Origin of the sequence: Methylosinus sp. RM1 (assembly GCF_011378635.1) — a bacterium.
Classification (GTDB): Bacteria; Pseudomonadota; Alphaproteobacteria; order Rhizobiales; family Beijerinckiaceae; genus Methylosinus; species Methylosinus sporium.
The window spans coordinates 1-9469 of sequence record NZ_WOVC01000067.1 but is presented as its reverse complement, the minus strand read 5'-3'; the positions used below and the strand labels follow the sequence as shown (position 1 = coordinate 9469).

Annotated in this window: 8 protein-coding genes and 3 pseudogenes; 7 read left to right on the top strand and 4 right to left on the bottom strand. The window is 64.3% G+C overall.

All coding sequences use genetic code 11. The features are described from left to right. Nucleotides 1-174: 174 nt before the first annotated feature. A complete protein-coding gene (locus tag FMZ75_RS20435) occupies nt 175-834 on the bottom strand; it encodes a TetR/AcrR family transcriptional regulator (protein WP_166145953.1) in 660 nt (219 codons plus the stop codon). Between the two features lie 199 nt (nt 835-1033). Here FMZ75_RS20435 and FMZ75_RS20430 point away from each other — a divergent pair, with 199 nt between their 5' ends. From FMZ75_RS20430 to FMZ75_RS20420, 3 genes and pseudogenes are all read left to right on the top strand, one after another. Beyond that, the gene (locus FMZ75_RS20430; RefSeq protein ID WP_166145950.1) at nt 1034-1990 is read left to right on the top strand and encodes a nitronate monooxygenase family protein; all 957 of its coding nucleotides are present in this window, start codon (nt 1034-1036) and stop codon (nt 1988-1990) included. 150 nt (nt 1991-2140) lie between these two features. Continuing rightward, the gene (locus FMZ75_RS20425; protein WP_142864154.1) at nt 2141-2458 is read left to right on the top strand and encodes an NIPSNAP family protein; all 318 of its coding nucleotides are present in this window, start codon (nt 2141-2143) and stop codon (nt 2456-2458) included. Nucleotides 2459-2674: 216 nt separating this feature from the next. Beyond that, nucleotides 2675-2889, top strand: a pseudogene (locus tag FMZ75_RS20420) (transposase); the annotation flags it as partial. A 457-nt stretch (nt 2890-3346) separates the two neighbouring features. Here the strand turns inward: FMZ75_RS20420 and ribA are convergent. Beyond that, nucleotides 3347-4450: a GTP cyclohydrolase II RibA gene (gene ribA / locus FMZ75_RS22310; protein WP_166145947.1), complete on the bottom strand. Its 1104-nt coding sequence runs from the start codon at nt 4448-4450 to the stop codon at nt 3347-3349. 298 nt (nt 4451-4748) lie between these two features. Here ribA and FMZ75_RS20405 point away from each other — a divergent pair, with 298 nt between their 5' ends. The 3 genes from FMZ75_RS20405 (at nt 4749) to FMZ75_RS20395 (ending at nt 8088) form a co-directional block, all read left to right on the top strand. After that, nucleotides 4749-6161, top strand: coding sequence for an aryl-sulfate sulfotransferase (locus tag FMZ75_RS20405; RefSeq protein WP_166145944.1), 1413 nt, complete (start codon nt 4749-4751; stop codon nt 6159-6161). Next, entirely contained in the window at nt 6158-6502 is a 345-nt protein-coding gene (locus tag FMZ75_RS20400; protein ID WP_166145941.1) for an acylphosphatase, read from the top strand. Before FMZ75_RS20405 ends, FMZ75_RS20400 begins: the two co-directional genes overlap by 4 nt. 113 nt (nt 6503-6615) lie before the next feature. Then, nucleotides 6616-8088: an MBL fold metallo-hydrolase gene (locus FMZ75_RS20395; protein ID WP_166145938.1), complete on the top strand. Its 1473-nt coding sequence runs from the start codon at nt 6616-6618 to the stop codon at nt 8086-8088. Nucleotides 8089-8209: 121 nt separating this feature from the next. Here the strand turns inward: FMZ75_RS20395 and FMZ75_RS20390 are convergent, their stop codons facing one another. Continuing rightward, the gene (locus FMZ75_RS20390; protein ID WP_166145935.1) at nt 8210-8494 is read right to left on the bottom strand and encodes a hypothetical protein; all 285 of its coding nucleotides are present in this window, start codon (nt 8492-8494) and stop codon (nt 8210-8212) included. On the opposite strand from FMZ75_RS20390, the pseudogene FMZ75_RS21795 reads away from it, so the two are divergent. Continuing rightward, a pseudogene (locus FMZ75_RS21795) lies at nt 8448-8696 on the top strand (IS21 family transposase); the annotation flags it as partial. The gene FMZ75_RS20390 and the pseudogene FMZ75_RS21795 sit on opposite strands and share 47 nt — an antisense overlap. A 57-nt stretch (nt 8697-8753) precedes the next feature. Here the strand turns inward: FMZ75_RS21795 and FMZ75_RS22305 are convergent. After that, nucleotides 8754-9146 (bottom strand): annotated as a pseudogene (locus tag FMZ75_RS22305) (hypothetical protein); the annotation flags it as partial. Nucleotides 9147-9469: the final 323 nt, after the last annotated feature.

Below are 9469 nucleotides of genomic sequence, written 5' to 3'. Positions count from 1 at the left end.
GCGTGCCACCCGCCCGGGGCGGCCTCCTGTTTTTCCCCCCCTCCTCGTGAGTGGTGCTCGCGCCACTTCCGGGCCCCAGCGACCGCAGCCTCTCTCGGAGTCCGCGATCATTCGACGACTACCGCGTAGCGGCGGCGGAACGGCAAGCTGCCGATGGGGCCTCGTTGTCGACGATCAGCTCTCTCGAAAAGGCTCCGCCGGAGCATAGGCGGCGAGAAAAACCCCGACTCCGGTGGTGATCGCGCGGTTGCGCTCGGCCGCCGACAATGCCGACTCGTCGCCGAGCATCGCCCGCAACTGAAGGTCGCCACGGATCAGGCCGATGAAATGCTTGGCGACGTCGCGGGGCGCGGACCGGCGGATCGAGCCCGTCGCCATTGCGGTCTCGAACACCTCCGCCAATCGCGCGATCAGCCTGTCCGGCCCGTTCTCGTAAAAGAGCTTGCCGAGCTCGGGAAAGCGCCGGGCCTCGGCCGCGACGATCCGGTTCGTGGCCACCACCTCGGGCGACAGCAATAGATCGAGCACTGCGCCGGCGAGACGCTCCATTTTGCTTCTCAAATCCGCGGCGCCTGTCACCCCCGACACCAGGCCAGATGAAAACCGATCGCCGGTCGACCAGATCACAGCCGTGAACAGTTCATCCCGGCTGCCATAATGCGCGTAGAGCGTCGCCTTGCTGACGCCGGCTTCCTGAGCGATCGCCTCCATAGATGTTTCGGCGAAGCCCCGGCTGAGAAACAGCCGGTGAGCCGCCTCGACGATGCGCTCGACCGTTCGCGGCCCTCTCGTCCTTACTTTCGGCCTGCCGGGCTCCGCCATTGCGATCCTCATTCTCTATCCGTAACTGAACGACATCGTTCAATAGTTGACGGTTCGCATGGTTATTGATAGCCTTTTGCCGTGGAAATGCAAAACCAACCCGTTCATTTGAACGGGGCGCGATGTTTCGGAAGAGATGGCCGCGGCGACGCGCGCGCCCGTCCAATCCCACAAAGGACGTCGTCGCCGTCAGGGTAGGCAAGAGGGAATCATGACCAACATTGTCTGCGACAAGCTCGGCATTCGCTACCCGATCCTGCAAGGGCCGATGGCCTGGGCGTCGGACAGCAAGCTCGCCGCGAGCGTTTCCAACGCCGGCGGGCTGGGAATCATGGGGCTCGGCTTCTGCCCGCCGGCCGTCTTCGAGGCCGAGATCCGCGCGGCCCGAGCCCTGACGGAAGCGCCTTTCGGCCTCAACATCATCACCTGCCTGCCCGACGCAGACAAGCTGCTGGAAATCACCCTGCGCCAAGGGATCAGGGTCGTCGAGATCGAGACGTTCCCCGCCTATTTCGACTCGCTTCCGCGTTACGTCGAAGCGCTCAGGAGCCACGGCGCCGCGACGATCGGCAAGGCGTCCTCGGTGTCGGAGGCCAAAGTGTTCGAAGCGGCGGGGGTCGATTTCATCTCGGTCAAGGGGTACGACGGCGGCGGTCACATCTTCGGCCTCACCGGCACATTCTCGCTGATACCCCAGGTCGTGGACGCCGTTTCCATCCCCGTGATCAATTCGAGCGGCGTCGCCGATGGACGCGGCGTCGCTGCTTCGCTCATGCTCGGCGCAGCCGGCGTCGAGGTCGGAAGCCGCTTCCTGGTCGCCGAGGAATGCCCGATCCACGCCAACTACAAGAACGCCATCGTCGCCGCCGGGGAGGGCGACACCGTTCTGACCGGCGTCAGCGCCGGCGACGGGGTGCGTGGCGTCAAAAACCGGCTGACGGATGAAATGCTGCGCCTCGAACGGGACCTGCCGCCCGAAGAGGCCGCGGAGCGCATCCGCGAGATCGGTCGTGGCGTCTTGCGCGCGGCGGCCATCGACGGCGACGTCGAGAACGGCAGCCTCGTCGTCGGCCAGAACCTCGGGCTGCTCGACGCCATTTTGCCCGCGAGCGTCATCATGCAGGAATTGATCGCCGGCTATTCGAGGGTCGCGCCTCGAGCAATGTGAACTGGGCAAGTTCGATCTGCTCCGCAAACGAGCGTCCGGGGAGACGAGTCGGCGTTACCGCCGATCGTCGAGCGACGAGGCGTCGCCTCCATGGCCCGGACCGATGTCGTAGCGAGCGTCCGATCACGCGTCATCGAGCGGAGAAAATCCATGACGACCTATGAAATGCGCATCTACACGCTGAAATCCGTCGAGGCCGCCACGGCCTATCGCAAGATCTGGATCAAGCATATCGAGAGCCTGAAAGCATTCGGGATCGTCACGCATGGCGTGTTTGCCGTTGCGAGCGACCCGGCGAAAGTCGTCGCGCTCGTCGGCTATCCCGAAGGCGTCGATCCCGAGGCTGCCTCGGATCGCTATATGGCCAGCGATCTGTTCAAGGCGGACATGGCGGGTTTCGACATCGCTTGGCTCTCCAGCGTGGAGACGATATTGCTCACCCCCGAGACATTCTCTCCTCTCCGGTGACGAAACTCTCGAAATCGCTCCCGACGCCTTCCAGCTTCTGAAAGACCGCTTTGAGCCGGTCGCGCCGGACGAGGGTCGCGTGGAGACGTGGGCCGTTAGAAATGCGCGACGAACCAGCGCCAACAACGGACCTTGTGTGCGAAAATTCGGCGGCCTGATTAGGGTCTGTTGGGATTCAGGATTCCCATTTTTAGCTTGTCATGACTCAAGACTCGGATGGACCGATTTGTATTGACGAACGCCCAATGGACGAAGATGGAGCCGCTTTGCCTCGGCAAGGCCAGCGATCCCGGCCGCAGCTGCAGGACAACAGACTTTTCGTGGAGGCGGTGTTGTGGATCGTTCGCACAGGAGGCCCCTGGCGCGATCTGCCGGCGCTTTTCGGCAATTGGAGCACCGCATACACGCGCTTTCGCGACTGGGTGAAGGCGGATGGGCGACGGCGAGCTCGAAGGGCCGCGGATCGATCTCGGCGAGGACATCGCCGGCTTTGACCATCTCTCCTTCCGTGTATCTCACATGCACGAGCGATCCGGAGACTTGCGCCTTGACCACCGAGGTCGCCAGGGCTGTGATTGTCCCGAGGCCGGTGAAGACGACCGGGAAATCGCCGCGGACGATCTCCGCCGCGGCGACGGCGGTCGCCGGTCCGCGGCCCGCGCCGGGAAGGGAGCCGGTTCCGCGGCGCGATAGCGCCCGGCGCCGAGCGCGAGCGCGCAAAATAGCGCCGCGGCCGCTCATTTGGCGAGATGGCGACGCGGCAAAAGCCGCATCGCCGCTCCGGTGAAGGGAGGGGCGGGCTCGGTGATATCGGAACTCATCGGATCGAACTCCGCGCGGATGCCACATGCTACTAATCTATCGGGACTCGACTCGGCGGCCTGCGCGTCAGCTGGTGGCGCGATCGATCTCGATGAGATGGCCGGCCTTGTCGCGCTTCGCCGCCAAATAGCGCAGATTATGCGGGTTTTTCCTGCCGAGAAGGCGCTCTGCGTCGACGGCGTCGAGTCCCGCCTCCGCGAGCGCCGCGATCTTCTCGGGATTGTTGGTCAGCAGGCGCACGCGGCGGACACCCAGCGCCTTCAGCATTTCTGCGGCGAAGGCGAAACGACGCTGGTCGAAACCGAAACCGAGCGTCTCATCGGCTTCGTAAGTGTCGAGCCCATGCGCCTGGAGGTCATAGGCGCGGATCTTGTTGGCGAGCCCGTTGCCGCGGCCTTCCTGATCCAGATAGAGCAGCACGCCGCCGCCGTTCTCGGCCATGTGACGCGCGGCATAGCGCAACTGATCCCCGCAATCGCATTTGAGGCTGCCGAAAAGATCGCCCGTGAGGCAGGCCGAATGCAGACGCACGAGGACCGGCGTCGAGACGTCGGGCGCGCCGATGACGATCGCGACTTGGTCGCGCAGACCCTCGCCGCCGCGGAACACGACGAATTCGCTGCCCGTCGCGCCTTCGAGCGGCACGCGCGCGCGAGACACAATGCGCAAGGAGGCGAGGCGCGCGAGGGCGAAGGATTTCACATCGGCGAGAGCGACGTCGAGCATGCGCGGAAAAATCGCGTTCGCGCCGTCGCCGCGCGCGATGATGGCGGCCGGCAGAAGCTGCGCGAGCCGCATCAGCTCGAGCGCGCCCTCGTCGAGCGGGGCGAGCGGAGCGACGGGCGCGTCGAGCCGCGCCGCCGGATGGGAAACGAGCGCCTGCGCGCGCGCGACGTCGACGACCGGCAGAGCGATGGCCCCGGAAGCGCTCCGAGCGGCCCCGAGACTTCGCAGCCGCGGCGCCGAAAGCGCCAGCCGCGTTCCTCCGCGAGATAGAAGATCGAAACGCGCGGCGAAAGCGCTGTCGAGCGCCTCGCAAGGCAGCGCGACGATCAACTCCGCCTCATCGTGGAGAATGACCGGCCGGCCGCTGCGGATTTCCGCAATCGCACGCTCGACGTCGATCTGGCCGGAGGCCGCAAATTCCGGTCGCGATGATGAAACTGACACGAGGCCTCCGGCGCTGTTTTACGTAAGCTCGACCGATATAGTTTTTACACTCTATATACAAGAACGATTGATGCGGAACTTTTGCGCACTCTGGCGGTAGGCGACCCAACGTGGCGAGCGGCGCGATCCCATGAGAAAAATCAAATGAAATGGCTAGAAAACACGGACTATCCGGTCTCTTCGCGGCGCCGTCGCCGACCGATTCCTTCCAATGTGGAGAACTCGGACACTTTGCTATTTATCATAGCTGATAAGTATGGATATAATGGCAGCCATCGCAGCAAGACGGGAGCGTCCGATGGCTGGCGAGAAGCATCGCTTTTCGATCGAAACCTTTCTCGAAGCGTCTATTTCGCGCGGCGCCTGCGCGGCCGTCCTGGTTCTGGCGGCGACTGCCGGCGCCTCGGCGGAGCCGAGCGTCTATCCGACCGGCACGACCATCTATGATCCGGCGCGCACCTATAATTCCTATGTCCTCTTCGCCGGGGGCGACGATGTGACGAGGCTCGTCGACCTTACTGGCAAGGTCGTGCGCGAGTGGAACTATACAGGCCTGCCTGCCGCCTTCATCGATCCGGCGCTCGTCGGCGGCGCGCGCGGGCGCATCTTCGTCACTCTGGAGAGCGAGGAGGGCAAGGGGACCGATCTCACCCCGGGCCGCGCGCAGACCCGCGTTCGCAAGACCGTCGGCGAGGTCGATTGGGACGGCAAGCCGGTGTGGAGCTTCGGACCCGCGGCGCCGGGCGGCGTCGCCCGCCAGCATCACGACATTGCGCGCCTGCCCAATGGCAATACGCTGCTGCTCGCCAATATCTCCTATCCGCTGCCGGGCTTCGCTGCGCCGCAAGTTCTGGATGACGTCGCTTATGAAGTCAATCCGGATGGCGACATCGTCTGGACCTGGGCGGCCTCGGATCATCTCGACGAGATCGGCTTCACTGCGGACGAATTGAATCTCATCAAGGGCTCGAAAAATCCAGACTATCTTCATGTCAATAATCTGAAGCCCGTCGGCCCCAATCACTGGTTCGATGAAGGCGATCAGCGCTTCGCGCCGGACAATCTCATCTTCGACTCGCGCAACGGCAATTTCATCGCCATCATCGACCGCAAGACGCGCAAGATCGTCTGGACGCTCGGGCCGCATTTCCCGCCCGTGTCGGAGGATGGAACGACGACCTCGCGCAAGGTTCCGCGCCCCGTCGATCAAATCTCCGGCCAGCATGACGCGCAGATCATCCCCGTGGGCCTGCCCGGCGCCGGCAATCTTCTCGTCTTCGACAATCAAGGCGAGGCCGGCTATCCACGCGCCTCCGTCACTTTCACGGGCGGTTCGCGCGTGCTGGAGATCGACCCCGTCTCCAAGCAGATCGTCTGGCAATATACGGGCGCGAGCTCCGGCAATCCCGGCTGGACCTTCCGCAGCACGCATATCAGCAATGCGCGGCGCCTGCCCAATGGCAATACGTTCATCGACGAAGGACAGATCGGGCGCTTCTTCCAGGTGACGCCGGAAGGCGAGATCGTCTGGGAATATCTCAATCCCTACCCGCGCCGCGGCAAGGACGCGCAGACGGGCCGGCCGACGCGCAATTACAGCGTCTATCGCGCGCAGCCCGTTCCTTACGACTGGGCTCCAGAAGGGACGCCGCATTCCGAGACGGCCATCGCGCCGCCGGAGAACGCCGGCTTTCGCGTGACGTCCAAATGAGACCCCGCGTCATCTGGGAGACTCCCGTAACGTCACTGCAAAGTGAGAGCCGCATCGCCCGCATCATCGTCGAAGGGCAAGTGCAGAATGTCGGCTATCGCGTCTTTGTGGCTCGCGAGGCTGGGCGGCTGCATCTGACCGGCTGGGTTCGCAATCGCAGCGACGGTTCGGTGGAGACGGTGATCGCCGGTCCCGTGAGAAGCGTCGACGAATTTCTCGCCCTCGCGGCGAGAGGACCGGCGACCGCGCGCATCGACTCCTATCGCGTCGACGAGGCCGACGCTCACGCGCTCGCGGAGGGCGGCGGCGAGAGCGGCTTCGTCGCCGCGCCGGCGGCGTGACGCCGCTTCAGGCCGCCGATCCCCGAACAGAAGACGCTGCATTTCTTCCCGCATCGACGCGTCACGACGCGCCGATGAAAATCTGCGCCCACCCGAAGAAGAGAGAGGTTCTCATGTCGATACGCGGTTTCAAGACGCTCGCCGGATTAGGACTGACGGCGTCGGTTTTCGCGGGAGCGGCGCAGGCCGCCTCGCTGCAGGAGGCGGCGACGCTCGCTTCCGCCGCCAGCGTCAAGACGCTGGAGTTCGCCGGCGCCGGCCATTGGTATCAATTCGGCCAGGCTCCGGTTCCCGGCGGCGATTGGCCGAAGTTCGATGTCTCGGCCTATAGCGCGGCGATCGACTTCGACAAGGCGGCCGAGCGCGTGCTCATCACCCGCTCGCAGACGCCCGATGGCCGTCCGCGGCCTGCGCCCGTCGAGCAGAAGCTCGAATGGCTCATCGCCGGCGACAAGGCGTGGAATGTCGCGCCGCCGCAGGGCGCTGCTCCCGGCGCGACGCCGGTCGCGACGCCGGCGCCCGCCGCCGTCGACGAGCGCGTCGCGGAAATTTGGACGACGCCGCAGGGCTTCCTAAAGGCGGCGCTCGCCAACAACGCCAAATCGGAGACGGTCGGCGCCGGCGTCGAGGTCTCCTTCGCCATCGGCGCTCGCCGCTTCACCGGCCTGATCGGCGCCGATAATCATGTCGCGCAGATCAAGACCTGGATCGACACGCCGGTGCTTGGAGACACTCTGATCGAGACGCATTTCTCGGGCTACAAGGATTTCGGCGGGCTGAGTTTTCCGGCCGAGATTCATCGCAGCGAAGGCGGCCATGAAATTCTGCATGTCTCCGTCGCCTCGGCGAAGGCCAATGGTGCGGTCGACATAGCGGTTCCGGCCAATGTCGCCAGCGCTCCGGCGCCCGTCGTCACGGTCGCCTCGGAGAAGCTCGCCGATGGCGTCTTCTATCTCACCGGCGGCACGCATCACAGCCTCGCCGTGGAAGAGAAGGACCATGTCGTGCTGATCGAGGCGCCGCTGAGCGAGCAGCGCTCGATCGCGCTGATCCAGAAGATCGGCGAGGTCATTCCCGGCAAGCCGGTGAAATATGTGGTCAACAGCCATGTGCATTTCGACCACTCGGGCGGTCTGCGCACTTTCGTCGACGCCGGCGCGACCATTGTGACGCAGGACATCAGCAAAGCCTATTACGAGAAGGCCTGGGCCGCGCCGCATACGCTGCGTCCCGATCGTCTCGCGGCCTCGAAGAAGGCTGCGAAGTTCGAAACCTATGAGCATAAGCACGCGCTCGGCGATCTGCATGCGATCGAGATTCATCACATCGCCGGCAGCGGCCATTCGGATGATCTCGCGCTCGTCTATCTGCCGAAGGAGAAGCTCGTGATCGAGGCCGACGCCTATACGCCGGCCGCGGTCGGCGCGCCGCCGCCGGCGACGCCCAATCCTTTCTCGGTCAATCTCTACGACAATATTCAGAAGCTCGGTCTCGATGTCGAGCGTATCGCCGGCCTGCACGGCCGCGTCGCGAGCGTCGACGAGCTGCGCGCGGCGATCGGTCTGAAGAAGGCGGCCTCGAACTGAGGAGAGGCAGGTCGCGCGAATCTAGCAACATGCACTGAAGCTGACGACGTTTGCGTCGTCAGCTTCATTCGAAGCTTCGCGCAAACTGGCCTCAGCGCGCCGAAGATTGAGATGCGGTCGGTCATGACACCTCTCGGACGCACTCGATCATGTCGCGGGCGACAGGCCAGCGGTAATCAAGGGGAGTAGCCACCGCCTTTCGCCAATCCCGGCGCCGCTTTTCGTTGACGAGATAGGCGCGGTTTTCCTTCAGGTCCCGCTCGCGAAGTGTCAGCTCTTTGGCGACTGCTTCGAGCGATCCCCGATCGCGGAGCCAGCCCATCACCACCTCTATGAAGTGGACGAGATTCGTGTCGATGCCGGTCGCCGTTCGGAGGCCCGATCCGCTAGAGAGCGTTTGGGACATCGAGTTCATCCCCATGCTGATAGCGGCGCCCGGCCTGCGCCCGATCGGCGTGCTCGAGGAGCTGCGCCGGCGGCATCCGGAACTCGGAGCCGGCGTGCGCCGCACGCTGGAGCGGCGCATTCGGAATTGGCGCGCCATCCCTGGTCCCGAGCAGGAGGTGATTTTCCGGCAGGAGCATCCGCCGGAGCGCATGGGACAGTCGCTCGTCCAGTCGGGCTCCCGCGGCGGCGATGACCTCGCCGCGACGCAAATCGTTTCCGGCGGCGCGCATGCCTTCGCCCGGCGCGATCGCTCCCCAAATCTCGAAAGCGCCGGACTGGTCCGACGCTTTTGGCAACAGAAGAACCGCATCGGCAAAATCGGGCAGTGTTTCCCCGATCCTGACGCGCCGAGGAACAGCGCCCGACAGAGCCGGCTCATAGGGCGAGGCGCCGAGCGTGTCATCCGCCTTGATCGCCCATCCGTCATCGCGAGCGCCTGGTGGAAAGGCGGTATCGCCGCCGGCGCTTCGAGGTTTGCCGCCGCGACGCGATGAAGCGCGGCCGCAGTCTCGACGCGTCGCGGCGTCACTGCGCGCATCGTGGTGGCGAGCAGCGAAACGGCCTGCTCCAGTGAGTGTCGACCCGGCAGTGCATGGTCCATGGAACCCCATTCGATGAGGCTACACGCCGCTCTTGCTGACATGCAGCATCTCGGCGACGTCCTCGGCGGTCAGGGCGCGACGTTCGTCTGGCGGCACGGCCTATATCCATATTGATTGCATCTCGTATTGTTTCTCATATTTCTGATGCAGCGACACCTGGTTTCAATCCCTTCATGTTTACATTGATGTCTTTCCATCGCATTTGAAGCCGCGCTTTCGAGGCTAGTGGCCCGAGTCATTGGAACTGCGGGTATAGGGATTTCAGCTTGAGGCGAGCGTCTCTGGTGGTGAATTGCCAGTCGGCCTCGACGTGATGTTTGTTGCGGTTTTGC